We start from the raw sequence: 22,934 nt of genomic DNA, 5'->3' as shown, positions 1-22,934 counted from the left end.
CGTCATGTCGCCCCCGTTTCACCACGCCGGCGCCACAGCCGGTTCATCAGCGGCTTGACGCTGGTGCCGTGGAATACGATGGACAGCGTGATCACCACCAGCGTCAGCTGTATCAGCTCATGCGCCAGCTCGGTGGGCAGGCCATGCTGGATGGCATAGCTCAGGTAATAGATGGAGCCGATGCCGCGCACGCCGAACCAGCCCGACATGGCGCGTATGCGGGTCGAGGTGCCGGTGCCGAGCAGGCCGACGAATACGCTCAGGGGCCGCGCCACCAGGAACAGGAACAGCGCGAAGCCGACCGTCATCCAGTTCCAGTACTGGCTGACCATCATGCCGCCCAGGAGCAGCACCAGCATCAGTTCCGACAGCCGCTCCAGGTGCTCCTTGAACACCAGCGCCTCGACGCTGACGATGTGCGGCGGCTGCGGCTGTCCGTCGCCGACCGGCGCCGAGCCGCCGGATGCCGCATTCTCGCCTTCGAGCTGCTCCTTCTTCACGCCGGCCGAGCCGGCCAGCTTCAGTTCGCCGTGGCGCAGCGCCACGCCGGCGAAGAAGACCGCCAGAAAACCCCAGGTATTGAGGTAGACCGACAGGCCATACACCACGGCAATCAGGCCCAGGCCGACCAGGTCGTCCAGCACGTCATGCTTCTGCTCCATGCCGCGCAGCCGCCAGCCGACCTGCGCAATCAGCAGGCCGCCCAGGGTGCCGATGATAATCGCGCCCAGCGTGGCCCAGATCACGTCGACGGCGATCCAGCGCAGGCCATGGTCGCCCAGTTCATGCAGGCCCAGCATGCCCAGCCCCAGCATCACGAACGGGAAGGCGGTGCCGTCGTTCATGCCGGCCTCGCAGGTCAGGGTGAAGCGCAGCGTGTCCTTGTCGCCCGGATGGCGGGTCTGGACATCGGTGGCGAGCACCGGGTCGGTCGGCGCCAGCACGCCGCCGAGCAGGATGCCGGCGCCCAGCGGCAGGCCGAGAAAGAAATAGGCGCAAGCGGCGATCAGGCCGACCGTGATCGTCATCGACACCCAGGCCAGCCGCACCGGCGCGCGCCAGCGCGGCCACTTCACCGGCACCGGCATTTTCACGCCGGCGGAAAACAGCGAGATCAGCACCGCGATCTCCGTCATCAGTTCCAGCAATGCCGACTGCTTGATCGGATCGAAGTAGAACAGGCCCAGCACGGTGGGGCCGAGCACGATGCCGACGGCCAGATAGATGATCGCCGACGTGAATGGCAGACGCTGCAGCGCGGTCGATGTCAGGCCGCGCGTGAGCATCAGGATGCCTACCAGGAGAAACCATAGTGCATTGGTCATAGGCACGCTTGTGTCAGGTTCAAAACAATGTGACCGGCAGTGGCTTGCGTGGTTGCATTACCGACAGGCAAACGATCAAGGAAAGGCGTGCTTATCGCTACGGCCATTGATCATGCGCATACCGCCGGGTTACAGGGGAGCCGGACTTTCCGACCTGCATCCATGGCGTTGCCGACCAGCTTGATTTCAGTCAAGGAATATCCGGCGAGGGACGGCGATGCTGCAACCGTTGCCGGCACTTCGCACTGGACAGGTAAAGGCGAAATGGAAACCATGGAGCACGGGACAGGCTTGGCGGCAGGCACCCCGCCGTCGGCGGCATGGCATGCCAGCCCGGCCGAGGAAGTGCTGCGGCAGATGGACAGCCAGCATGATGGCCTGGCATTGCAGGAAGCGCAGCGCCGCCTGGAACGGCATGGCCCCAACACCCTGCCGCCAGCCCCCAGGCGCGGCCCGGTGCGGCGCTTCCTGCTGCAGTTTCACAATGCGCTGATCTATGCGCTGCTGGCTTCGGCCGCCATGACCGCCTGGCTTGGCCACTGGGTCGATACGGCGGTGATCGTCGGCGTGGTGCTGATCAATGCGCTGGTCGGCTTCCTGCAGGAAGGCCGGGCCGAGCGGGCGCTGGATGCGATCCGCGGCATGCTCTCGCCCCATGCCCAGGTCATGCGCGGCGGCCAGCGAATGGAAGTGCCTGCGGAAGCGCTGGTGACGGGCGACATGGTGTTCCTGGCCTCGGGCGACAAGGTGCCGGCCGACCTGCGGCTCGTCGACATGAAGAACCTGCGGGTGGATGAATCGGTGCTGACCGGCGAATCGATGCCGGTGCAGAAGCAGGTGGCGCCAGCCAGCGCCGATGCCGGACTGGGCGACCGCTATTGCATGGCGTATTCCGGCACGCTGGTCACCTCTGGCCAGGGCGCCGGCGTGGTGGTGGCGACCGGCGCCGCCACCGAGATCGGCCGCATCGGCGCCCTGCTGGAACAGGTATCGACGCTGTCGACGCCGCTGCTGAGGAAGCTTGCCCATTTCAGCCGCTGGCTGACCGCGGCCATCCTGATTGGCGCCGCCGTGGTGCTGCTGTTCGGCGTGCTGCTGCGCGGTTATGCGCCGCGCGAGATGTTCCTGGCGGCGGTCGGCCTGGCGGTGGCGGCGATACCGGAAGGCCTGCCGGCCATCATGACGATTGCCCTGGCCATCGGCGTGCAGCGCATGGCCCGGCGGCGCGCCATCGTGCGACGCCTGCCGGCGGTCGAGGCGCTCGGCTCGGTCACCGTGATCTGCACCGACAAGACCGGCACCCTGACCAAAAATGAAATGACGGTACAGTCCGTGCTGACAGCAGGCGCGCATCTGACGGTGTCGGGCGCGGGCTATGCGCCACACGGCGGCTTCGCGCTGGACGGGCGCGAGGCCAGCGCCGCGGCGCATCCCGAACTGGCCGGCATCGCGCGCGCCGCCCTGCTGTGCAATGACGCCAGCCTGGTCAACCGCGACGGCGCATGGCAGCTGGCGGGCGATCCGACCGAAGGCGCGCTGCTCACGCTGGCAATGAAGGCGGGGCTGGATGCTGTCCGCGAACGACAGGGCCTGCCGCGCACCGACGCCATTCCGTTCGAGTCGCAACACAGCTTCATGGCCACGCTGCATCACGATCATGCAGGACATGGCTACGTCTTCCTGAAGGGCGCGCCGGAACGGGTGCTGGCGCTCTGCCCGCTGCAGCGACGCAGCCTGCAGGACGAGCCGCTCGACGCCGCGGCCTGGTCGGCACGCATGGAACGGCTGGCGGCGTCGGGCATGCGGCTGCTGGCGGTGGCGATGCGGCGCGAGCCCGACCACCGCACCGAACTCGCATTCGCCGATGTCGGGGCCGGCGGCTTCACGCTGCTGGCGGTGGTGGCCATCGCCGATCCGCCGCGCGAGGAAGCGGTGCGTGCGGTGGCGGCTTGCCGCGCCGCCGGCATCCGCGTCATCATGATCACCGGCGACCATGCCGCCACCGCCAGCGCCATCGGCGAAGAACTGGGGCTGGCCGGCCGGATACGCACGCTCACCGGCGCCGGCATCGATGCGCTGGACGATGCCCAGTTGCGACAGGCGGTGCTTGAGGCCGATGTCTTTGCCCGCGCCAGCCCGGAACACAAGCTGCGGCTGGTGCAGGCGCTGCAGGCCGGCGGCGCCGTCGTGGCCATGACCGGCGACGGCGTCAACGACGCGCCGGCCTTGAAGCGCGCCGACGTCGGCGTGGCCATGGGCTGCAAGGGCACCGAGGCGGCCAAGGAAGCGGCCGAGATCGTGCTGGCCGACGACAACTTCGCCTCCATCGTGGCGGCGGTGGAGGAAGGCCGCACCGCCTACGACAACATCCGCAAGGCGATTGCCTTCACCCTGCCCACCAATGGCGGCGAAGCCGGCATGCTGATCGTGGCGATCCTGCTGGGCATCACCCTGCCGGTCACGGCGGTGCAGATCCTGTGGATCAACATGGTCACCGAAGTCACGCTGTCGCTGGCACTGGTGTTCGAGCAGGCTGAAGGCGACATCATGCGGCGGCCGCCGCGCAGCCCGGCAGAGCCGCTGCTGTCGCGCTGGCTGGCCTGGCGCATCGTGCTGGTCAGCGCCTTGCTGGTGGCCGGCAGCATGGGCCTGTACCTGTGGGAACTGGACCATGGCGCCACGCTGGAAACCGCCCGCACCGCCGCCATCAATACCCTGGTGATCGGCGAGATCGCGTATCTGTTCAACTGCCGCCACCTGGGCGCTTCCATCCTCGGCTGGCGCGGCCTGACCGGCAACCGCTATGCGCTGCTGGCGGTGGCGGCGCTGGCGGTGCTGCAGGCATTGATGACCTACCTGCCGGCGATGCAGGCCGCATTCGGCACCGCGCCGCTGCAAGCCGGCGCCTGGGGCCGGATCCTGCTGTTCGGCGTGGCGCTGATGCTCATCGTGGAAGCGGAAAAATGGCTGCTGCGCCGCGCCGGCATGGCGGCAAGCTGAATCCGGCCGGGCCGTTACTGCCGGGGAGCCTGATGCGCCTGATGGCCGTGGTGATGCGCATGGCCTTCGCGCGCATCGGCGCCATGGTCGGACAGCTGGGCGTCGAACCATTGATGCAAGGCCGGCACCAGCGCCGGATTCGACGTGGCGTAGCGGATCTGGGCGCCATCGCGGACTTCCTTGTAATGGAGCGTGATCTCGCCAGGCCTGGCCTGCTTCAGCTGCGCCAGGCCGGGCATGGCCTCGCCGTGGATCCGGGCGGGCGCGGAAAAATCGCCAGCCTGGAAACGCCCGGCGATTTCCTGCAGATGGCTGCGCACCAGGCGCAACTGTTCCTTGTCCTTCGGATTCCTGACCAGCACCTGCTGCAGGCCGCCGTTGCGGTTCTTGGTGAAGATGTGGCTGGTGGCCGCCAGTTCGAACGGCATCACCTGCGCGCCGCGCGCGGCGACTTCGGCCTGGCGCGCGGGCGGCGCCGGCTCGGCCGAGGCGGTGTGCGCGGCCAGGCCGGCGTACAGGGCAAGCAACAGCGCAGTGAAGAATGGGATTGGCATGGTCGAGAATTGTCCTGACAGGATGAAGGCCTGGCACCGGCCGCCATGTGGCGGCCGGCGCCGGGTCAGTTGACGTTGAAGCGCTGCGCCGGCGCCGGGTCGAGCCGCGACAGGGTCTGGAAGTCGTCGATCCAGCCCTGCAGCGCCTGCGTGAAGTGCTCCTTCTGCGCGGCCGTGGTGACATTGATGATGCCGGCCACCATGCGCATCTGGGCAGCGCGGTATTTTTCGAAATACGCCTGGTATTCCGGATGGCCATAGTGGTCCATGGTGCCGGACACATATTGCCGGATCATGCCCGCCGCCGCCTCGCGGGTCGGCTTTTCGGCTTCGATCCGCTGCAGCATCCTGATCATTTCCGCCTGCCGCTGGATGCGGTCGGCCAGCACCAGCTCATCGTTGAGCGGCCGGGCATCGGACAGTGCGCGGATCTGGCGCTCCTGTTCCCCGGAAAAATTGCCAAACCAGTGTTCGGCCTGCTTCATGGTGCGCTTGAAACGCTGGCGCTGGCGGTCGGCCAGGTCGCCGCGCAGATGCTCCTTGCGGAAAGTCTCGTTGTTGCTGTCGAATTTTTCCTGGATGCGGGCAATCTGCTCGGGACGCAATGCCAGCGCCAGGTCCGCCAGCGATGGCGCAGCGCGGTCGGTGACCGTCAGCACGCGGCGGCGCATGTCTTCGTAGTCACGCGCCAGCTCCGCTTCGGTCACCGGCTTGGCGATGCGTTTTTGGGCCTGGGTCAGCAATCCGATGTAATCAGGCAACTGGGTGCGCCGATGCCAGGCGAAAAGATTGCCAATTTCCTTTTTTACCCAGGGTTTTTGATCGGCATCGAAACCGACATAGCCGTTGAGCCAAAAATAGGAAATGGTTTCCCCATTGTTATATCCTAGCCTCGCCATGTTGCAGGAAGACAATAATGCGACAAGAAACAATAGCGCCGCCCGCCGGAGCCATGCCGCATACCCCCCCATGCTAAAATTTTGCGTCATTTCAACCTATCACTTATGAATATCGTCATTCTCGCAGCAGGAATGGGAAAGCGGATGCAGTCCGCGCTTCCCAAGGTTCTGCATCCGCTGGCAGGCAAGGCACTGTTATCCCACGTTATCGATACCGCCCGCACGCTTTCCCCCACTTCCATTTGCGTGATCTATGGCCACGGCGGCGATATGGTGCCGCAGATGTTGCAGTCTGACAATCTGGCATTTGCCCGCCAGGAGCCGCAGCTCGGCACCGGCCACGCGGTCATGCAGGCGCTGCCGCAGTTGCGCGACGATGTGCCCACCCTGATCCTGTATGGCGACGTGCCACTGACCAGATCGGAATCGCTGCGCCGTCTGTTGGACCAGGCTGGCGCCGACAAGTTGTCCATTCTGACGGTCAACATGGCAGATCCGACCGGTTATGGGCGAATTGTGCGCGACAACGACAGAATCGTGCGTATCGTTGAACAAAAAGATGCAAACGAGCAAGAGCGCACTATTGCCGAAGTCAATACCGGCATCATGGTGGCGCCTACCGCCCGCCTGCGTGCTTGGCTGTCCACCTTGTCCAACGACAATGCGCAGGGCGAATACTATCTGACCGATATCGTCGCCCGGGCCGTTGCCGACGGCGTGCCGGTGGTGTCGGCCCAGCCCGACGCGGTCTGGGAAACCTTGGGCGTGAACAGCAAGGTGCAACTGGCTGAGCTGGAGCGCATCCACCAGCGCAACCTGGCCTACCGGCTGCTGGAACAGGGCGTCACCCTGGCCGACCCGGCGCGCATCGACATCCGCGGCAGCCTGGTCTGCGGCCGCGACGTCAGCATCGATGTGGGCTGCGTGTTCGAAGGCGATGTCGTGCTGGGCGACGGCGTGACGATAGGCGCCAACTGCGTGCTGAAGAATGTCCGGATCGGCGACGGCGTCAACATCAAGCCGTTCTGCCATCTTGAAGAGGCAGCCGTCGGTGCGAAATCGGTGATCGGCCCCTATGCCCGCCTGCGCCCCGGCACTACGCTGGCGGAAGACGTCCATATCGGCAACTTCGTCGAAGTCAAGAACAGCCAGATCGCCGCCGGCAGCAAGGCCAATCACCTGGCCTATGTCGGCGATACCACGGTCGGGTCACGGGTCAACATCGGCGCCGGCACCATCACCTGCAATTACGACGGCGCCAACAAGCTGCGCACCGTGATCGAGGACGATGCCTTCATCGGCAGCGACACCCAGCTGGTGGCGCCGGTGACGGTGGGCCGTGGCGCTACCCTTGGCGCCGGCACCACGCTGACCAAGGATGCGCCGGCCAACAGCCTGACCGTCTCGCGCAGCCGCCAGACCACGATTGAGGGCTGGAAACGCCCCGTCAAACAACCCAAATAGGAAAAACACCATGTGCGGCATTGTCGGCGCAGTTGCGCAACGCAATATTGTTCCCATCCTCCTCGAAGGCCTGCGGCGCCTGGAATACCGCGGCTACGATTCCTGCGGCGTGGCCGTCAACAACCAGGGCTTGAAGCGCGCGCGCAGCGTGGCGCGGGTGGCTGAGCTGCAGGAGCAGGTCGCCGCCAGCGAATTCGAAGGCAACACCGGTATCGCGCATACCCGCTGGGCAACCCACGGCGCGCCGGCCACCAACAACGCCCATCCGCATTTCTCGACCAAGAACGGCGAGCAGCGCATCGGCCTGGTACACAACGGCATCATCGAGAACTACGAGGAAATCCGCACCGAACTGAAGGCGCTGGGTTATGTCTTCGAGTCGCAGACCGATACCGAAGCGGTCGCCCACCTGATCAACCATCACTACGACGGCGACCTGCTGGGCACCGTGCAGCGGGTGGTCAAGCAGCTGCATGGCGCCTTTGCCATTGCGGTGTTTGCCAAGGACGAGCCGCAGCGCATCGTGGGCGCCCGCCTCGGCTGCCCGCTGATCGTGGGCATGGGCAATGGCGAGAATTTCCTGGCGTCCGACGCGATGGCGCTGGCTGGCAGCACCGACCAGATCGTCTACCTGGAAGACGGCGACGTGGTCGACGTGCGCCTGGACAGCGTGCGCATCTATGACAAGCTGGACCTGGCGGTGGAGCGCCGGGTGCAGACGGTGCAGGCCTATTCCGGCGCGATCGAGCTGGGCCCCTACCGCCATTACATGCAGAAGGAAATCTTCGAGCAGCCGCGCGCGATTTCCGACACGCTGGAAGGCGTGCTGGGCTTCACGCCCGAGCTGTTCGGCGCCGGCGCCGAACAGGTGTTCCAGGACATCGACAGCGTGCTGATCCTGGCCTGCGGCACCAGCTACTACTCGGGCATGACCGCCAAGTACTGGCTCGAATCGCTGGCCAATTTGCCGACCAGCGTGGAAATCGCCAGCGAGTACCGCTATCGCAAGCCGGCGGTCAATCCGAGGGCGCTGGTGGTGGTGATTTCCCAGTCCGGCGAAACCGCCGACACCCTGGCTGCGCTGAAGTACGCGCAGGAGCTGGGCCACAGGCATTCGCTGGCGATCTGCAATGTCGGCACCTCGGCCATGGTGCGCGAGACCGAGCTGTCCTACCTGACCCGTGCCGGCGCCGAGATCGGCGTGGCCTCGACCAAGGCCTTCACCACCCAGCTGACCGCGCTGTTCCTGCTGACGGCTACCCTGGCCAAGCTGCGCGGCCGGCTCGACGCCGATGCCGAAGCCTTCCACCTGAAGAACCTGCGCCACCTGCCCAACGCGCTGCAGAGCGTGCTGGCGCTGGAGCCGCACATCATCGCCTGGTCGGAAGCCTTCGCCCGCAAGGAAAACGCGCTGTTCCTCGGACGCGGCCTGCATTATCCGATCGCGCTGGAAGGCGCGCTGAAGCTCAAGGAAATTTCCTACATCCACGCCGAAGCCTATCCGGCCGGCGAACTCAAGCACGGCCCGCTGGCGCTGGTGACCGAGGAAATGCCGGTGGTGACGGTGGCGCCGAACGACACCCTGATCGAAAAGCTCAAGTCCAACATGCAGGAAGTGCGGGCCCGCGGCGGCCAGCTGTATGTGTTCGCCGACGGCGACTCGCAGATGACGTCCAGCGAAGGCATCCACGTGATCCGGCTGCCCGAGCATTACGGCCTGCTCTCGCCCATTCTGCATGTGGTGCCGCTGCAGCTGCTGGCCTACCACACCGCGCTGGCCAGGGGCACCGACGTCGACAAGCCAAGGAATCTGGCGAAGTCGGTCACGGTGGAGTAAGGCGCGCTGGCATGCGCCTGGCGCGGGCCAGCGCTTCAAGCAAAAGTTGACCTTCCGTAGGCTGCGATACCTGCAGGGCACCAGTGCGGCTGGTCGCAAGCCGGCAGCGCCACGCCGGTCATCCTCCCTCATCGAACCACGGTGCAATGCCCCTGCGGGGTATTGCACCCCACGCCGGTGTCGCGGATCTTCGGGAGGGTCCGGGAGTGCCCCTTCCGGGCTCAAGGGGCGACTACCAGACAGTCACCCAGCAATGACGACGACGAGCCGCAACGCCGCAGTTGGCATGTGATCGATAGCGGCTTGCGGCACCGCCCTTCTTGAGATCCTGAACTATCGCTAAACATGCGATGAATGCTGGCTGACCGCATGCGGCACCGGCGCGCCTTCCAGCGGCGGCGCCGGTTCCAGCCCGGTCACCGCCAGGATTTCCATCTCGTCCAGGGTTTCGCGTTCCAGCAGGGCGCGCACCAGCGCATCCAGCGACTTGCGATGCCGGATCAGCAGGCGCGTCGCCTCCGCATGGCTTTCATCGATGATGCGCTGCACTTCCAGGTCGATGATGCGCGCGGTCTCGTCGCTGAACGGCTTCTCGCCGCCGAAGCCGACGCTGCCGCCGAGATAGGGATTCTGGCGTGGCGCCAGCTGCACCATGCCCAGCCTGTCGCTCATGCCCCAGCGGGTGACCATGCTGCGCGCCAGCCCGGTAGCCTGCTCGATATCGTTTTCCGCGCCGGTGGTGCGGCTGGCGTAGATGATTTCCTCGGCCACCCGCCCGCCCAGCATGCCGACGATGCGGGCGCGCAGATAGGCTTCGGGATAGTTGTAGCGGTCGGTCTGCGGCCGCTGGTAGGTCACGCCCAGCGCCTGCCCGCGCGGCACGATGGTGACCCGGTGCACCGGGTCGGCGCCCGGCACCACCAGGCCCAGGATCGCATGGCCGCTCTCGTGATAGGCGATGCGCTCGCGGTCGGCCTGGCTCAGCAGGATGGGCCGCTCCGGTCCCAGCACGATCTTTTCCAGCGCATCGATGAAGTCCTTGTGCCGCACCTCGTTCTGCTCGCGCCGCGCGGCCAGGAGCGCCGCCTCGTTGACCAGGTTGCGCAGGTCCGCGCCCGACAGGCCGGGCGTGGCGGCGGCCAATTCCTGCAGCGCCACGTCCGCGGCCAGCGGCACCTTGCGGGTGTGCACCGACAGGATCGCCTCGCGGCCGCGCTTGTCGGGCAGGTTGACCACCACCCGGCGGTCGAAGCGGCCGGGCCGCAGCAGTGCCTTGTCCAGCACGTCGGGCTGGTTGGTGGCGGCCAGCACGATGATGCCCTCGCGGCTGGAAAAGCCGTCCATTTCGGTCAGGATCTGGTTCAGCGTCTGTTCCTGCTCGCTGGAGCCGCCAAGGGCGACCTGGCCGCGGGCGCGCCCGATCGAGTCGAGCTCGTCGATGAAGATGATGGCCGGCGCATGCTCGCGCGCCTGCTTGAACAGGTCGCGCACCCTGGCCGCCCCGACGCCGACAATCATTTCCACGAACTCGGCCGCGCTCATCGAAAAGAACGGCACGCCGGCCTCGCCGGCGACGGCCCGCGCCAGCAGGGTCTTGCCGGTGCCGGGCGCGCCCACCAGCAGCACGCCCTTGGGCGCGGCGCCGCCCAGCCGGGTGTACTTCTCCGGCGCCTTCAGGAAGTCGACCACTTCCACCAGCTCGTTTTCGGCTTCGTCGATGCCGGCCACATCATTGAAGGTCACCCGGTCGTCCTGTTCCTGGTCGTAGCGGCGCGCCTTGCTCTTGCCGATGCCGAACAGGCCGCCGCCGATGCCGCCGCCCTGCTGCGCGGCGCGCCGGTAGAGCCAGACATAGAAGCCGATCAGGAGCAGCGCCGGGCCGAAGCCGAACAGCAGCGTGCCCAGCGCGCTGCCGCTCTGGATCGGCACCGCGCTGATCTCCACCTTGTTATTGATCAGGAACTGCTCCAGGCCCGGATCGACGAAGGCCGGCAGCGTGGTGGTGAAGGTCGACGCGGTGCGCGGCTTGGGCTCGACCAGCGCGTCCGGCCGCTTGTCCGCCTCGTCGCCGGCCTGCGGCGGCCAGGTGACGGGCGCGCCGAAACGGCCCTCGATGCTGGCGCCCTGGCTGTAGATGGACTTGACGTTGCCCCTGGCGGCCTCTTCCTTGAACACCGTGTAGGGCACCGTCACCGGCGCGTCGGCGTCGGGGAAGAACACCCGCATCACCAAGTAATTGCCGAACAGGACGATCAGAAACAGCAGCCAGGCCCGGCGCGGCGGCAGCTTGCCCTGTCCGGGCTGGCCGGGCTGGCCGGGCTTGCCTGGCATGCCTTTCGGGCTGGCCGGCCTGGCGGCGGAAAAGGGGTGGTCGGGCTTCATGCCTGTTCGTCCGGGATATCCGGACTATAGTTTCCGGTGCGCCGCTTTTGCGTCTTGTCGAAACTCAAAACCTGTTTTCGACACGGCAAACTTCAGCTGAATTTTCCTTCCTGCCTGAATTGCTCCAGCGCCTGTACCAGCCGCACCCGGATGCCGGCCTCGGATGGCGCATGGCCGGCGTCCGGCACGACATGCAGCACGGAACCCGCCCAGGCCCGATGCAGCCGGTAAGCCGCCTGCGGCGGCGTGATCACGTCATGGCCGCCCTGCACCAGCATGGCTGGCAGGTGGGCGATGCGCTCCATGTTGCCGATCAGCTGGTCCTGCTCCAGGAACATGCGATGCCGGAAGTAATGCACATGCAGCCGGGCGGTGCTGTAGACCGCGCCGTGCTGCTTCAATGCCTCCTCGACGACGACCGGATCATGCCGCAACAGCGCGCAGTCCTCGCTGTAGCGGTACCAGCGCCGGGCGATTTCCATGCGCAGCGCCGGCGCGTCGGCGAACAGCCGCTTTCCATAGGCGGCGAGCAGGTCGCCGCGTTCCGCTTCCGGTATCCAGTTGCTGAACCGTTCGTGGGCTTGTGGATAGAACAGCCGCATGCCATGCAGGTACCAGTCGATTTCCTCCACGCTGCCCAGCAGCACGCCGCGCAGCACGAAGCCCAGGCAGGCCTCGGGATGGGCCTGCCCGTAGGCCAGCGCCAGCAGCGAGCCCCAGGAACCGCCGGTGACCAGCCAGCGCTCTATGCCGAGCATGCGGCGCACCGTTTCCAGGTCCTGCACCAATAGCTGGGTGGTGTTGGCGCGGCACTCTCCCAGCGGCGTCGAGCGGAATGCGCCGCGCTGATCGACCAGCACGATGCGGTAATGGGCCGGATTGAACCACTGCCGCTTCTGCGGCGAGGCGCCGCTGCCCGGCCCGCCGTGCAGATAGATCACCGGCAGACCGTCGGGGTTGCCGCTTTCCTCCCAGTACAGCGAGTGCAGTTCATCGACCGGCAGCATGCCGGTGCGGTAAGGCTCAATGGGAGGAAAGAGCTGATGTTCCTGTCTTGCATTCATGCGCTTCAAGCCTCTCTTCGGAAGATTGCAAGGCGCCGGGCGCGACCGGCTTTCGTTGCGACCGACGCCGGCGTGGAAAGCCTGCTGCTCGCCAGCACGGGCGGGGCGACACAAACGGGATGGCGCGGCAACCTGCCCAGGCGCATGGCCCGCATGCCGTGGAACGATGCGGATGAGCCGGTGTACTTCATTGCTGCTGTTCCGCTGATCTCTTCAGTGTCGGGTCAAGGCTAAACCAGCGTGGCCGCTGCGGCGGCGATACCGTGCCGTTCCTGGCGGAGGCAATGCACCCCTGCTCGTCACTGCGCTTGCGCCGGCCATGCCTTTCCATTGGCCAGAACTCATCGCCGTGCATCCGGTTGACGCTTTCGAGCCCGCTTTGTATCGCTGGGCTCTCAATCGGAAGCAAGGGATGTGATGCTTGTTCATGCGCTGCATGCGGTTGGGAGCGCGGGTGCGATTCGCCGCGCTTGACCCATGACCTGGTACAGCCTGCCACCTGATCGCTGATGATGACAATCTACTGAAGACGGCGGGCACGCGTTAGTCGGCGCAATGCCCAAGCCCTTGTAGGAAGTGCAGATGGCGGGCGGCGCACCGGGCATGCGCCTCGGACGCTGCGATTTGCAGCGCCCGCGCGGCATGCCTGCTGCAGCCATTCCCGCAGCCTGTCGCATCGACACCATGCAACCGCGTTTTCGCCTTGCCGTACAGGGCTGAAAACAGATTCCGTGGCATGCCGCAGCCGTGCCATGAGGCTGGACAGTATCGCCATGGCATCCGGTCGTTCCGGAAGTCCACCATGGATTTCCTACGCCGGATTCGGCCACTCTCCTGCTTTTCATTGCCGAAGGAACGACTACACTGAGCGCTTGTCGAGCACGAATGGTTTAACGACTGATTCATTCTTCAAGGCGAGACATCATGAGAAAGCTCGCTCTGGCGGTACTGGCATCAGCGGCAATGCTGGCAGGCGCGTCCTTTGCGCAGTCCGGCACGGGCGCATCGGGCGCGAACAGCGCCGGCGGCAGCAGCGGCGGCAGCAGCGCATCCGGCATGAGCGGTTCTTCGGGCAGCGGCGGCTCGTCGGGCGGCAGCGGTTCGGGCGGCGCGTCGGGAGCAGGCGGTTCAGGAGGCTCGGGCGGCAGCAGCGGCGCATCCGGCATGGCGGGTGGCGGCTCCGGCTCGGGTGGCGCAGGCTCGGGCGGCAGCTCCGGCGGAGCGGGTTCCCGCTGAGCCAAGGCAGTCGGTCTGGCATGGATCTGAACCGATCCCTGCCGGCGGCCGCCGCGCCATACGCGGCGGCCATCATTTTCATCGGTACTGTTCTTCCCGCTTCATCAGACGAGGCATGCCCCGATGTGCACCCGGGCCGGCGTGCACCGCTGGGCCAGGCATTCAGAACCTGCCGACTTCATGATCGCAGTCCACAGGCCTGCATCCGACGGCCAGGCATTTATGCCGGAGAAATTCCGGCGTGGCGGCGGTCCGGGTCTCCGCCTGGGCCGAGGCCTCGAAACCATCGGCCACTGTTACGTCATTGAATGTGTAGACCAGGACGTCCACCTGGACTTCCACCGGAGATACGCGAACGGTCATCATCGCTGCCTCTTGCATGTTGAACGTGAAGCCTGCCATGACCGCTCATCAGTGGCGCAGAGGGCTCTGACGATGGACCTGTCCTGCAGGCGGTATGCCTACGTTAATCCAGATGGCATGAAAGCGAAGTCGGATGAACGCCGGAGCAGATGTAGGAAGTGCGGCTGTTGCCAGTTTATCCAGCGTTGCAGGCCGCTCGCCTCATGAACCCCGGCATTGCCACGCGGGGCACGGCTGGCACGGCGATGAAGCTGACGACATCGAACGCGCCAGCCTCAGGCGGCCCGGACGCTGCCCGTGCCTGCATGCGCCGTCGCCGTGACCTGGCGCGACGCCGCGAATGCGATCCACAGCCGCATCCAGCGCAGTGCCCGCTCCCACTGTTCCGGGTCGCCCTGCGACGCGATGCGGCTTACCCTGTCAAGCGCAAGAACGGCCCGCTGCGCGGCATATTGCCGGCGCTGGGCAGTGCCGCGTCTGGCAGCGCCGCCCCCGGCCCTGCGACGGTCCGGGTCGCTATCGTCCATCGTTGCTGGCATGCGGGCCGGTTGCTGTCGATGCGCCATCGGCGCCGGCGGCGCCGTACCGGCGGCAGGCCCCTGCCATGACCAGGACTGGCCCGTGCATGGCGTCGGCCAAGGGCAGGCGTTCCATGTCGCAAGGGCCGGACGCCTTGGCGGCTTTCAATGCCCTGAGCAGGGAGAACAGCAGTTCCGACTGATCCCTGGTCTGCAGTCCCTCATGCACCATCGTGACGATGCGCTCCCTCAGCGCAGTGATTCGCTCGGCCAGGCCGGCAATATCCGTCATCAGCAGGCCGGGCATGGTCTGATCGGGCGCTCCATTCGGCATGCATGCTCCATGGATGGTCGTGAACCCGGGCCGCAGATCTGCATGGCCAGGGCAGGACAAGCAACTATATAGCGTCTCTTCATGGCGATCTGTCAGCTTGACGACATAGCAGCAGGTGGCCTATTGCGCTGCCGTGCCGGCTTGTACTGCGTCAACGCTGTTTTCAGCCGCCCCCCAGGGTGGGCGCATTCTGGTAGGGCCGCGCATCGATGGGGATATCGATCGCCAGCGTCGTGCCCCGGCCAGTGCCGCTGTCGAGCTGCACGCTGCCGCCATGGCTCTCGGCCACGCTGCGCACATACGGCAGGCCGATGCCCCAGCCGCGCTTTTCACCGTCCTTGGCCGCCTCTGCGCGGCGAAACACCTGGAACACCGTTTCGAGCTGCTCAGCCGGGATCGGCTCGCCCTCGTTATGCACCGTCAGCAGCATGCGTTCATGCTGGCTGTCGATGGCGATGCGGATCGGGGCGTCGGGCCTGCCATACTTCAATGCATTGCCAACCAGGTTTTCCACCACCCGCCTCATCGCATCCCGGTCCCACCAGCCCTCCACCGGCCCGCCCAGGATATCGAAGCGCGGACCATACACTTCCACCAGCGGATCGCAGACTTCCCTGACGATGGCGAGAATGTCGCAGCCGTCAAGATGCAGCCTCAGGCGCTCGCCGCTCTGGAACACGGCCGCATCCAGCAGGTCCTGGATCATGCGGTCCATGCGCTGGCTGTTGTCGACGATGCGCTTGGCCAGCACGCCGATGCGGGCCGGATCCTGGCTATGCGTCAGCAGTTCGGCCGCAGAGCTGATCACCTGCAGCGGATTTCTCAGGTCATGCGTGACGGTAATGATGAAGCGCTCGCGCAGCGCCGACTGCGCCAGGGCAAAGGCATTGACCGACTCCTGCATGCAGGCATCGATCGAGGCATTGATGTCATGGAATTCGCGGCCGTCGAGCGGCACGCCGTGCTGGTTCAGCACGTCGAGTATGGTCCACCTGAGCAACTGGTATTCCGCGATCACGGCCTGGTGGCTGTAGTCGGTCAGGCGCGCCCGCTCGCCCCCATGCTCGGACGCCACCGTGTTGCTGGTGACGGCATTGTCCCTGGGATAGCCGGGACTGATGGCTTCGGCGATATTGTCGTAGAGCGTGGGAAAGGTATTGATGACGATGGGATGCGGCAGGCTGGCTGCTTCCCTGACCGTGGCGCGCAAACGCTTTTCCCATTCCGCCAGCACCACGTCGCGTAGCGCCAGCATGCGCTGCGCCGTCGAGGACAGGCCCTTGTCATTCAGGTTCTTGTCGCTGGCAAGCGTCATGATGGCTTTGAAAACCGCTGTAGTCATGGTTCGATTGTATTGGGCAGCCGTAGAAGAACCGGGTGCGGCATGCGTCAGTCTTGGCCATACTCAAAGCCTTCCCTTCGGCAATGCCGGAATGAAAAAAGCCCCGCCGGGCAATGCCGTGGCGGGGCGTAAATCCATACCGTTAAGAATGGAGGAGACGCATTCATCTTAGCGGAATCGCTCCAGGCATCCAGTCGGCCAAAGCCTGAAGACGGTGTCAGACATGTCCCACTTCGGCGACGCCAACCGGCCCGCGTCAGAACCCGCTCTGATCAACCCTGTCTAATCCCTGCAGCAAAATCCTCATCGAACAGACTATCTCTTGGAGACCATGATGAACGATACGCAGAAACAGCAGCAGGGCCAGGACGCCGGCCAGCCGGCGCAGACGCCGGATGAACTGATCGGCGACCTGCCGCCTGACGCGATACAGTCGGACGCCAATGACAATTCCTTTCTCGCCGACCTGCCGGAAGATGGCAAGTCCAAACCCGGCTCGAAGGGCGGCCAGCAGGGAGGCTAGGAAAAGCTAGGAAAACGGCCGCACGCCGATCAGCCACTCGTGCAGCCGGAAGGCAAACGCCGCCCAGGCCACGCCGCCCACTGCTATCGTGGCCAGCGTGGCCGCAAGGCTGCCGGCGGGATAGCGGGTGCCGGCTGCGCGGTCGCGCTGGCGCGCGGCGCGGAAGGACAATACGGCCCAGGCCAGGAAGCTGCCGAACAGCAGCACATCGGCCAGCGTGCCGTTGGCCAGCAGATGGGCAAGGGCCCAGAGCTTGACGGACAGCACCATCGGATGATGCAGCCTGGCCTTGATGCCATTGCGCGGCACGTAGGTCGCCGCCAGCAGCACGAAGGCGAGCAGCATCAGCAGGCCGGCGATATGGCGCATGGCGACCGGCGGATTCCACAGCACGACCGGCGTCTGCCGGGCCACGCCATAACCCCATAGCAGCAGATAGAAGCCGATCAGGGACAGCACCGTATAGCCCAGCTTCCACGGGCCGGGGCCGATGCGCGCAATCTGCGCGCCGCGCCAGCCGTCGGCGACGATGCGGGTGGAATGCACACCCAGGAAAATGACGAGGCCGATCAGCAGTATGGTCATGAAGGCATGCTCCCCTGGAGGCAGGATGGTTGGGCGTTCGTCATTCTAACGTCCGGCAGGCGCGGATTTGCGGATATTCAAGAAACAGCAAGGATGCCATCGCCGCGGCGGCGTTTCCGGTTTATCTTCGGCCGGACATGGCGGCCCGCCATGCAATAACAACGATACCGGAGACACCATGCCCTTCATGCGCAATCACGCCGTCGGCGCCGTTCTGGCCGCCGGCGGCCTTGTCCTTTGCAGCCACGCCCTTGCCGTGGTCGTCACGCTTCCCAGGTACAACGTCAGCTTCGACAATGTGTCGGTCTCGGGGCTGTCCTCGGGCGGCTACATGGCGGCCCAGATGCATGTGGCGTATTCGAAGACGATCAGGAAGGGCGCGGGCGTGATCGCCGGCGGGCCGGTCTACTGCTCGCAGGGCAATGTCAATATCGCCACCGGCCCCTGCATGGCCGATACCGGCTCGCGCAACCTGCCTTACCTGATCTCGACCATCAACACCTGGTCGGGCAATGGCTACATCGACCCGACCGCCAATCTGGCCGCGTCCAGGGTCTACCTGTTCTCCGGCACCATCGATTCCACCGTGCGCCAGCCGGTGATGAACGACCTGCGCTCGATGTATGGCAACTATGTCGGCAGCGCCAGCATCACCTACAAGAACACGCTGGCGGCCGAGCATGCGGTGCCGACCGACAGCAGCGGCAATGCCTGCAGCTACAACGGCACGCCCTATGTGAACAACTGCAATTTCGACGCCGCCGGCGAGATCCTGAAATGGATACACGGCAGCCTCAACGCCAAAAATACCGGCACGCTGTCCGGCAGCTTCGTCAACTTCGACCAGCGCGCCTACTGGGGCAACGGCGACCCGACCAGCCACGGCATGGCCAATGACGGCTGGGCCTATGTGCCGGCCAGCTGCGCCACAGGTCAGCCCTGCAAGCTGCATGTGGCCTTCCATGGCTGCAAGCAGAATGCCGCCACCGTCGGCTCGCAGTTCTATGGCAACGCCGGCTACAACCGCTGGGCCGACAGCAACAACATGATCGTGCTGTATCCGCAGGCGGCCGCCACCTATGCCAATCCGAACGGCTGCTGGGACTGGTGGGGCTATGACGATGTGAACTTTCCGGCCAAGAGCGGCGGCCAGATGGTGGCGGTCAAGACCATGATCGACCGCGTCGTCAGCGGCAACGCCGCCGCACCCTATGCCTGCGCCTCCTGGTACGACAGCAACTACTGGCATGTCTACTACGGCCGCGCCTATGCCTACAACGGCAACGTGTATGCGACCAACTCCAACCAGTACCTCGGCTATTACTCCACCGCCGCCTATACCAGCGTGCGCCGCACCTCGGCCGGCTATTACGCCTACGGGAGCTGCCCGGCGTGAGGCCTTGCAGCGCGCCAGTCCGGCCCGCGCATGAGGCGCCTTGCCGATGAAGCCGGTGCGGGTCGCCAGGGCGCCGTGCCGGCTGCATTTCGCCTCGCCGGTCTGGTACGCGCTGCTGGTGTCGGCGATGTACCTGGCGCTGTTGAACCAGCGCTTCTGGCGCGAGGCGGTAGCCCTGTGCTGGCGCGGCAATGCCGGCGACCTGCCGTTTCTGGTCGCCCTGTTCCTGCTGCTGCTGTCGGGCTTTTCGCTGGCCTTGCTGCTGCTGCCGGGCCGGCGGCTGATGCATGTGGCAAGCGGTGTGCTGTTCCCGCTGGGCGCCATGGCGGCCTACACCGCCGACAGCTACGGCCTGGCCGTGGACGCCGACATGGTGCGCAGCCTGGCGCATGCCACCCGCGGCGAGGCCGGCGCGCTGCTGGGACCGCGCCTGCTGCTGTATGCGCTGCTGCTGGGCGTGCTGCCGATGTTCGTGGTGGGTTCCAGCCGGATCGCGCCGCTGCCGCTGCGCCAGCATCTGCGGCACCGGCTGCTGTTCTGCGGCGCCGCCCTGGCGCTGGCGGCCTTGCTGATGTCGGCATTCGCCGCGCGCTTTAATGTGCTGCTGCGCTCCCATGCGCCGTATCTTCTGGTGCCGGCGGCGGCGCTGCAGGGCGCGGCGCGCTATGTCGCTTCCGACCTGGCATCGTGGCGTCCGGACGGGCAGGCCAGGCAGGCGGCGCCGGCCGACGCGCCGCAGCGCCTGCCTTCTTCCCGCGGCAGCCGCCCGCTGGTGGTGTTGCTTGTGGTGGGCGAAACCGCGCGCCATGCCAGCTTCCAGCTCGGCGGCTATGCGCGGCCAACCAATCCGCTGCTCTCGGCCATGCCGGGCGTGTATTACTTTTCCAATGTCACCTCATGCGGCACGACCACCGCGGTGTCGCTGCCCTGCATGTTTTCGCCGCTGGGCCGGGACCGCTTCACCGTGGCCGGTGCGCGCGCCGTGCCGAACGCGCTGGAGCAGCTGGCCGCGGCCGGCGTGCGGGTTGCCTGGCGCGCCAATAATGCGGGCAGCTCTGTCATCAGCGCCCGGCTGCCGACGGTCACCTATCCCGCGCAGCGGCCTGGACCTGGCGCCCCACCTGCACTGTGCGATGCCGCATCCTGCCTGGACGAAGCCATGCTGGCGGGCCTGGAACAGGCGCTGGCGCAGGTCGACCGCGACAGCCTCTTCGGCTTCCACCAGATGGGCAGCCACGGGCCGGATTACTTCCGGCGCTATCCGGCCGCGGCGCAGCGCTTCAGCCCGGCCTGCCGGCGCCAGGAGCTGACCGACTGCAGCGTCGAGGAAATCCGCAATGCCTACGACAACACCATTGTCTATACCGACCGCTTCCTGGCGGCCCAGATCGCGCTGCTGGAAAGCCGCTCGGACCGCTTAGACAGCGCGCTGCTGTATCTGTCCGACCACGGCGAGTCGCTGGGCGAACAGGGCGTCTTCCTGCACGGCGCGCCGTATGCGGCAGCGCCGCAGGAGCAAAAGCGCATTCCCCTGCTGCTGTGGATGTCGGACGGCTACCAGCGGCGCATGGGCATGGACGGGCGCTGCCTGACGCGCCAGCTGGACCAGCCGTTCAGCCATGACAACGTGTACCACACCCTGCTGGGCATGATGGCCACAAGCGACCGGCATTACCGCACCGATATGGACCTGCTGGCTGGCTGCCGTGTCAGCAACTGATGCGGTGCACAAGAAATCGGCAAAACTCTTGTCGAAACGCTAAGCAAATTCCAATAAGATTTTTACAATACTTTTCCAAGCATTCGAATGTCGCACAGGGAGAGATTGTCATGCTCAAAGTCCAGTTCGCAATTGCTTTCTTCCTGCTCTCCCTGCTGCCGGTTGCCCATGCGTGGAATGAAAGGCTGCTCGGGGAAAACTGGGAACTGGCACGCCGCGAGCAACGGGAGGCGGCGTCCACCGGCGGCCTGTCGCTGAATCTGAAATCGAGCTGGCGGCAGGACCTGGAAAAATCGGGCGCGCTGAGCCGCACCGGACCTTACCGGGTTGCGCTGCCGCTGGCCTCGTTCGGCGGCGACAACGGGCCCAAGCTGCTGATGACCTACCTGCCACGGGCGCGCGACGGCCTGGGCTCCGACCGCAGCGTGATGCTGTTCCTGCGCATCAATCTCGATTAAATCCCATTCCGGCCCGGCCTGATCAGGCCGCCTGCAGGTCAGCCGCGCCCGGCTGCCTGAGCATGGCCCGGAACGACGGCTGCCGCGCCAGCAACTCCTCCACCGTACCCACGTCCTGCACCCTGCCGCCGTTCATCAGCACTACCTTGTTGAAGTGGTGCAGGAGGCTCATGCGGTGCACCGAGGCCATCACGCAGGCGTCCGGGAAGGCTTTCGATATCCGGCCCAGCACGGTTTCCTCGGTGACCGGGTCGAGCGCGCTGGTCGGCTCGTCGAGCATGATCAGCGAGGACGAGGAGGCGGCGAGCAGGCCGCGCGCCAGGCACAGCCGCTGGCGCTGGCCGCCGGACAGGTTGAAGCCGCGCTCGGTGATCGGCGTCTCCAGGCCCATGGCCATGTCGGCCATCACCGCGTCGAAGCCGCTGGCATGCACTACCCGGGCGATTTCGGCGTCGCTGTGGGCGCCGGACAGGGAAATGTTTTCCCGCACGCTGGCCTCGAACACATCTGCTTCCTGCGGTATCAGGGTGGCGATGCTGGACAGATGGCGGGTGCGGCCGTAAGCCTGGCCGTCGACATCGAAATGCTGCTGGGTCGGCGCATAGTGGCCGGCCAGCACCCGCATCAGCGTGCTCTTGCCGGAACCGCTGTGGCCGATCAGCGCAACACGGTCGCCGCGGGCTATTGTCAGCGATACATGATGCAGGCCGGCCGGCGCCTGGGCGGCACTGTCGTTGACCGCCGGATGCTCGTAGCACAGGCCCTTGACCGCCAGCTTATGCCAGCCGGCATGCACCGGCTCGCCGGCGGCCGGCATGTCGGCCGCGTTCAGGATGGCGTCGGCGCTGGCGACGTCGGTGCGGGTGCGGGCGAAGGACTGGAACTTGTCCGCAGCCGACAGCACCACGCCGCGCGCCTGCTGCGCATACTGGTGCACCAGGAACACGCTACCCAGCAGCACCACGCCGCCGCTGTGCTCGCTCGGCCAGGCGGCCGCCACCACCAGGCCCCAGGTCAGCACCAGCGACAGCAGGTCTGCCGCGCACCACTTGGCTTCCACCAGCACGATGCTCTTCTTCAGCGGCACGAACACGTCGGCCAGGCGCTGGTTCACCATCTGGCGCGAACCCTGCTGCATGCGCAGCGAAAACACGGTGGAGACATTGCCCAGGAAGTCCAGCATCTTCGACTGGTAACGACGCTCGGCCGCATTCTCGGCCGCCGCCAGGCGCATCAGCGCGCCGTCGAATCGGTGCATCAGGTAGCCCACGCCGATATAGCCGAGCAGCGCCAGTGAACCGAGCAAGGGCGAGAACAGCACCAGCGCCACCGCCGCGCCGATGAAATGCACGCCGCTCTTCAGGTAGGTGAACTGGCTTTGAGCGAAGTTGTACAGCGCCATGCTGGACTGGCCGATGCGCTGCTGCACGTCGCCCGAATGATGGCGGTCGTGCCAGGACATCGGCAGGCGCATCAGCTTGGCATACAGCGCGTCGGTGAACTGCTGGCGGATGCGCAGCGCAACCGTGCGCTCGCCAACCCGGCCCGGCCCGTGCAGCGCCCAGGCCAGCAGCGATGCGGCCAGGATGGCGCCGACATAGCCGCCGGCATGCAGCAGCGCGCCGCTCTGGTTCTGTTGCAATGCATTGATGGCCTGCGCGGCCAGCCAGGGCGAGACCAGTTCGAGCAGCGCCGCGCCGGTCAGCATCAGGCCAACCAGCACCACCTTCAGGCGGGCGCCGGCGGCATAGTGCCAGAGATTGCGGTAGAGACCGGCGCCGGCCGGAGCGGAAGAAACAGGAGAAGGCAGCATGTGAGGCAGAAAGGAGGAAGACGGCGCCAATCTTAATCAAGGGAAATAAATGCCGACGTAACAGCTTGCAACAAGGCATGACGGCCTTGGCGCCATGCTGCGCCTAAGGACAGACCGTGAA

21 protein-coding genes are annotated in these 22,934 nt (G+C 65.9%); 10 read left to right on the top strand and 11 right to left on the bottom strand.

What is annotated here, in order from left to right; all coding sequences use genetic code 11:
• Positions 1-2 precede the first annotated feature (2 nt).
• A complete protein-coding gene (locus tag KTQ42_RS16665) occupies positions 3-1,325 on the bottom strand; it encodes a cation:proton antiporter (protein WP_217346502.1) in 1,323 nt (440 codons plus the stop codon).
• Between the two features lie 264 nt (positions 1,326-1,589).
• On the opposite strand from KTQ42_RS16665, the gene KTQ42_RS16660 reads away from it, so the two are divergent.
• Positions 1,590-4,325: a cation-transporting P-type ATPase gene (locus KTQ42_RS16660; protein WP_249222798.1), complete on the top strand. Its 2,736-nt coding sequence runs from the start codon at positions 1,590-1,592 to the stop codon at positions 4,323-4,325.
• Positions 4,326-4,339: 14 nt separating this feature from the next.
• Here KTQ42_RS16660 and KTQ42_RS16655 read toward each other — a convergent pair whose 3' ends face one another.
• Together KTQ42_RS16655 and KTQ42_RS16650 are read right to left on the bottom strand one after the other, a co-directional pair.
• The gene (locus KTQ42_RS16655) at positions 4,340-4,879 is read right to left on the bottom strand and encodes an aspartate carbamoyltransferase (RefSeq protein ID WP_217346501.1); all 540 of its coding nucleotides are present in this window, start codon (positions 4,877-4,879) and stop codon (positions 4,340-4,342) included.
• Between the two features lie 65 nt (positions 4,880-4,944).
• A complete protein-coding gene (locus tag KTQ42_RS16650; RefSeq protein WP_249222797.1) occupies positions 4,945-5,778 on the bottom strand; it encodes a DUF6279 family lipoprotein in 834 nt (277 codons plus the stop codon).
• Positions 5,779-5,883: 105 nt separating this feature from the next.
• Here KTQ42_RS16650 and glmU point away from each other — a divergent pair, with 105 nt between their 5' ends.
• Together glmU and glmS are read left to right on the top strand one after the other, a co-directional pair.
• Complete coding sequence (gene glmU / locus KTQ42_RS16645) at positions 5,884-7,242, top strand: bifunctional UDP-N-acetylglucosamine diphosphorylase/glucosamine-1-phosphate N-acetyltransferase GlmU (protein ID WP_217346500.1); 1,359 nt, start codon at positions 5,884-5,886, stop codon at positions 7,240-7,242.
• 10 nt (positions 7,243-7,252) lie between these two features.
• On the top strand, positions 7,253-9,079 hold the full coding sequence (gene glmS, locus KTQ42_RS16640; RefSeq protein WP_217346499.1) for a glutamine--fructose-6-phosphate transaminase (isomerizing): 1,827 nt from the start codon (positions 7,253-7,255) through the stop codon (positions 9,077-9,079).
• 339 nt (positions 9,080-9,418) lie between these two features.
• Here the strand turns inward: glmS and ftsH are convergent, their stop codons facing one another.
• Together ftsH and pip are read right to left on the bottom strand one after the other, a co-directional pair.
• Positions 9,419-11,461, bottom strand: coding sequence for an ATP-dependent zinc metalloprotease FtsH (ftsH, locus tag KTQ42_RS16635; RefSeq protein WP_249222796.1), 2,043 nt, complete (start codon positions 11,459-11,461; stop codon positions 9,419-9,421).
• A 92-nt stretch (positions 11,462-11,553) separates the two neighbouring features.
• Positions 11,554-12,525, bottom strand: a complete 972-nt coding sequence (pip, locus tag KTQ42_RS16630; RefSeq protein WP_217346498.1) for a prolyl aminopeptidase — start codon at positions 12,523-12,525, stop codon at positions 11,554-11,556.
• Between the two features lie 72 nt (positions 12,526-12,597).
• Here pip and KTQ42_RS16625 point away from each other — a divergent pair, with 72 nt between their 5' ends.
• On the top strand, positions 12,598-12,759 hold the full coding sequence (locus tag KTQ42_RS16625) for a hypothetical protein (protein ID WP_217346497.1): 162 nt from the start codon (positions 12,598-12,600) through the stop codon (positions 12,757-12,759).
• Between the two features lie 690 nt (positions 12,760-13,449).
• On the top strand, positions 13,450-13,761 hold the full coding sequence (locus KTQ42_RS16620; protein ID WP_217346496.1) for a hypothetical protein: 312 nt from the start codon (positions 13,450-13,452) through the stop codon (positions 13,759-13,761).
• Positions 13,762-13,923: 162 nt separating this feature from the next.
• Here the strand turns inward: KTQ42_RS16620 and KTQ42_RS16615 are convergent, their stop codons facing one another.
• From KTQ42_RS16615 to KTQ42_RS16600, 4 genes are all read right to left on the bottom strand, one after another.
• Positions 13,924-14,163 carry a hypothetical protein gene (locus KTQ42_RS16615; RefSeq protein WP_217346495.1) on the bottom strand — a complete coding sequence of 80 codons (240 nt, stop codon included), beginning with the start codon at positions 14,161-14,163 and terminating at the stop codon, positions 13,924-13,926.
• Positions 14,164-14,399: 236 nt separating this feature from the next.
• Positions 14,400-14,663, bottom strand: coding sequence for a hypothetical protein (locus KTQ42_RS16610; RefSeq protein ID WP_217346494.1), 264 nt, complete (start codon positions 14,661-14,663; stop codon positions 14,400-14,402).
• A complete protein-coding gene (locus KTQ42_RS16605; protein WP_217346493.1) occupies positions 14,641-14,976 on the bottom strand; it encodes a hypothetical protein in 336 nt (111 codons plus the stop codon). Before KTQ42_RS16605 ends, KTQ42_RS16610 begins: the two co-directional genes overlap by 23 nt.
• 163 nt (positions 14,977-15,139) lie before the next feature.
• A complete protein-coding gene (locus tag KTQ42_RS16600) occupies positions 15,140-16,291 on the bottom strand; it encodes a HAMP domain-containing sensor histidine kinase (protein ID WP_249222795.1) in 1,152 nt (383 codons plus the stop codon).
• Between KTQ42_RS16600 and KTQ42_RS16595 the strand changes: the two genes are divergently transcribed.
• Complete coding sequence (locus tag KTQ42_RS16595) at positions 16,290-16,490, top strand: hypothetical protein (RefSeq protein ID WP_217346492.1); 201 nt, start codon at positions 16,290-16,292, stop codon at positions 16,488-16,490. The two genes, KTQ42_RS16600 and KTQ42_RS16595, sit on opposite strands and share 2 nt — an antisense overlap.
• 159 nt (positions 16,491-16,649) lie before the next feature.
• Entirely contained in the window at positions 16,650-16,841 is a 192-nt protein-coding gene (locus KTQ42_RS16590; RefSeq protein WP_217346491.1) for a hypothetical protein, read from the top strand.
• Positions 16,842-16,847: 6 nt separating this feature from the next.
• On the opposite strand, the gene KTQ42_RS16585 is transcribed toward KTQ42_RS16590, so the two are convergent.
• Entirely contained in the window at positions 16,848-17,426 is a 579-nt protein-coding gene (locus KTQ42_RS16585; protein WP_217346490.1) for an NnrU family protein, read from the bottom strand.
• Between the two features lie 178 nt (positions 17,427-17,604).
• On the opposite strand from KTQ42_RS16585, the gene KTQ42_RS16580 reads away from it, so the two are divergent.
• The 3 genes from KTQ42_RS16580 to KTQ42_RS16570 all read left to right on the top strand — a co-directional run bounded on the left by KTQ42_RS16580 (position 17,605) and on the right by KTQ42_RS16570 (position 21,000).
• A complete protein-coding gene (locus tag KTQ42_RS16580; protein ID WP_217346489.1) occupies positions 17,605-18,822 on the top strand; it encodes a PHB depolymerase family esterase in 1,218 nt (405 codons plus the stop codon).
• A 46-nt stretch (positions 18,823-18,868) separates the two neighbouring features.
• Positions 18,869-20,542, top strand: coding sequence for a sulfatase-like hydrolase/transferase (locus KTQ42_RS16575; RefSeq protein ID WP_249222965.1), 1,674 nt, complete (start codon positions 18,869-18,871; stop codon positions 20,540-20,542).
• 110 nt (positions 20,543-20,652) lie between these two features.
• On the top strand, positions 20,653-21,000 hold the full coding sequence (locus KTQ42_RS16570; RefSeq protein ID WP_217346487.1) for a hypothetical protein: 348 nt from the start codon (positions 20,653-20,655) through the stop codon (positions 20,998-21,000).
• Between the two features lie 22 nt (positions 21,001-21,022).
• On the opposite strand, the gene KTQ42_RS16565 is transcribed toward KTQ42_RS16570, so the two are convergent.
• Positions 21,023-22,813, bottom strand: a complete 1,791-nt coding sequence (locus tag KTQ42_RS16565) for an ABC transporter ATP-binding protein (RefSeq protein ID WP_217346486.1) — start codon at positions 22,811-22,813, stop codon at positions 21,023-21,025.
• Positions 22,814-22,934: the final 121 nt, after the last annotated feature.

The organism is Noviherbaspirillum sp. L7-7A, from assembly GCF_019052805.1.
GTDB lineage: Bacteria > Pseudomonadota > Gammaproteobacteria > Burkholderiales > Burkholderiaceae_D > Noviherbaspirillum_A.
The sequence above is the reverse complement of the archived record's forward strand: the minus strand, read 5'-3'. Positions and strand labels throughout refer to the sequence as shown.

Bases quoted from the DNA above. Each gene is read 5' to 3' on its own strand.
- KTQ42_RS16585 (WP_217346490.1), bottom strand. From the start codon at position 17,426: ATGACCATACTGCTGATCGGCCTCGTCATTTTCCTGGGTGTGCATTCC.
- KTQ42_RS16610 (WP_217346494.1), bottom strand. From the start codon at position 14,663: ATGCCAGCAACGATGGACGATAGCGACCCGGACCGTCGCAGGGCCGGG.
- KTQ42_RS16650 (WP_249222797.1), bottom strand. From the start codon at position 5,778: ATGGCGAGGCTAGGATATAACAATGGGGAAACCATTTCCTATTTTTGG.
- KTQ42_RS16605 (WP_217346493.1), bottom strand. From the start codon at position 14,976: ATGCCGAATGGAGCGCCCGATCAGACCATGCCCGGCCTGCTGATGACG.
- KTQ42_RS16660 (WP_249222798.1), top strand. From the start codon at position 1,590: ATGGAAACCATGGAGCACGGGACAGGCTTGGCGGCAGGCACCCCGCCG.
- KTQ42_RS16615 (WP_217346495.1), bottom strand. From the start codon at position 14,163: ATGGCAGGCTTCACGTTCAACATGCAAGAGGCAGCGATGATGACCGTT.
- KTQ42_RS16570 (WP_217346487.1), top strand. From the start codon at position 20,653: ATGCTCAAAGTCCAGTTCGCAATTGCTTTCTTCCTGCTCTCCCTGCTG.
- ftsH (WP_249222796.1), bottom strand. From the start codon at position 11,461: ATGAAGCCCGACCACCCCTTTTCCGCCGCCAGGCCGGCCAGCCCGAAA.
- glmU (WP_217346500.1), top strand. From the start codon at position 5,884: ATGAATATCGTCATTCTCGCAGCAGGAATGGGAAAGCGGATGCAGTCC.
- KTQ42_RS16565 (WP_217346486.1), bottom strand. From the start codon at position 22,813: ATGCTGCCTTCTCCTGTTTCTTCCGCTCCGGCCGGCGCCGGTCTCTAC.
- KTQ42_RS16600 (WP_249222795.1), bottom strand. From the start codon at position 16,291: ATGACGCTTGCCAGCGACAAGAACCTGAATGACAAGGGCCTGTCCTCG.
- KTQ42_RS16665 (WP_217346502.1), bottom strand. From the start codon at position 1,325: ATGACCAATGCACTATGGTTTCTCCTGGTAGGCATCCTGATGCTCACG.
- KTQ42_RS16620 (WP_217346496.1), top strand. From the start codon at position 13,450: ATGAGAAAGCTCGCTCTGGCGGTACTGGCATCAGCGGCAATGCTGGCA.
- glmS (WP_217346499.1), top strand. From the start codon at position 7,253: ATGTGCGGCATTGTCGGCGCAGTTGCGCAACGCAATATTGTTCCCATC.
- KTQ42_RS16590 (WP_217346491.1), top strand. From the start codon at position 16,650: ATGATGAACGATACGCAGAAACAGCAGCAGGGCCAGGACGCCGGCCAG.
- KTQ42_RS16595 (WP_217346492.1), top strand. From the start codon at position 16,290: ATGATGGCTTTGAAAACCGCTGTAGTCATGGTTCGATTGTATTGGGCA.
- KTQ42_RS16655 (WP_217346501.1), bottom strand. From the start codon at position 4,879: ATGCCAATCCCATTCTTCACTGCGCTGTTGCTTGCCCTGTACGCCGGC.
- KTQ42_RS16580 (WP_217346489.1), top strand. From the start codon at position 17,605: ATGCCCTTCATGCGCAATCACGCCGTCGGCGCCGTTCTGGCCGCCGGC.
- KTQ42_RS16575 (WP_249222965.1), top strand. From the start codon at position 18,869: ATGAAGCCGGTGCGGGTCGCCAGGGCGCCGTGCCGGCTGCATTTCGCC.
- pip (WP_217346498.1), bottom strand. From the start codon at position 12,525: ATGAATGCAAGACAGGAACATCAGCTCTTTCCTCCCATTGAGCCTTAC.